Below are 926 nucleotides of genomic sequence, written 5' to 3'. Positions count from 1 at the left end.
ATAAATAGCCCGAAATCGGCAGAGGATAAAAGCTTTCACCAGACGGGGAATGCAGAATAAACCGTACATTTCCGATAGAGCAGTACGTAAACTGCCTTTGCTCAAAATTGATTTTCAGGATAGATGCTGTAGCGCCTCTTTTGTTTTTCATCGCCTGATTACAGCGTTCGATAATGCTTTCTACGTCTTCATTCGCATAGTTTTCCACTAAGTCTTTGATGGCTGCAGAGGATTCGTTAGCAAGTGATCCACTTCCCAGTCCGTCAGCAACCGCGCAAATTAACTCCTTATCATCAGCTTTCATAAAAAAGCTGTCACCGCAAATCGATTTCCCTTCTTTATTCAGTTGATATACTAGAGTTTGAATATGCTCGTTTTCTTCAACCTGGATCATTACATTAACTCCATCGAGGGATCTTCAATCAAGGCCTCTCTGAGCTTCTTCACAGCTTTGCGTTGCAAGCGCGAGACGTGCATTTGAGATATACCGAGAATGTCCCCAGTTTCTTTTTGGCTTTTGTTTTGAATATACGTAAGGTCTATGATTTGTTTTTCACGATCTGAAAGGACATGAAGCACGCTTTGCAGCATCAATTGCTGGTTGACCCGCTCATATCCGTCCTCCTGTGATCCGACGATATCAAGAATCGTGACGGTGCTTCCGTCCGAATCCGCTTCAATGCTGTGGTCAACGGATAAAGCTTGATAGCTTTTGCCCATTTCCATCGTTTCAAGAACCTCTTCTTCAGAAACATCGAGGAATTCGGCAATCTCTTCGACTTTCGGCGATCTTTGTGTTTCAGTGGTCAGCTGATCAACCGCCATTTTGATTCTTGGACCCAGTTCTTTAATTCGTCTCGGAACATGAACGCTCCATGTTTTATCTCTGAGGAAACGTTTAATTTCACCGATGATTGTCGGAATTG

Annotated in this window: 2 protein-coding genes; both read right to left on the bottom strand. The window is 43.2% G+C overall.

Going from position 1 to position 926, the window contains the following annotated elements; genetic code table 11:
* The coding region (gene rsbX, locus ACWHAR_RS24370) for a phosphoserine phosphatase RsbX (protein ID WP_452088093.1) at positions 1 to 394 on the bottom strand (394 nt) is incomplete at its 3' end.
* On the bottom strand, positions 394 to 926 hold a 533-nt coding region (locus ACWHAR_RS24365), incomplete at its 5' end, for a sigma-70 family RNA polymerase sigma factor (RefSeq protein ID WP_452088092.1). The genes rsbX and ACWHAR_RS24365, both read right to left, overlap by 1 nt.

It is taken from the genome of Bacillus sp. LR--39, assembly GCF_053613335.1.
Note: the sequence above shows the minus strand (reverse complement) of the source record. Positions and strands in the feature narration are given on the sequence as shown.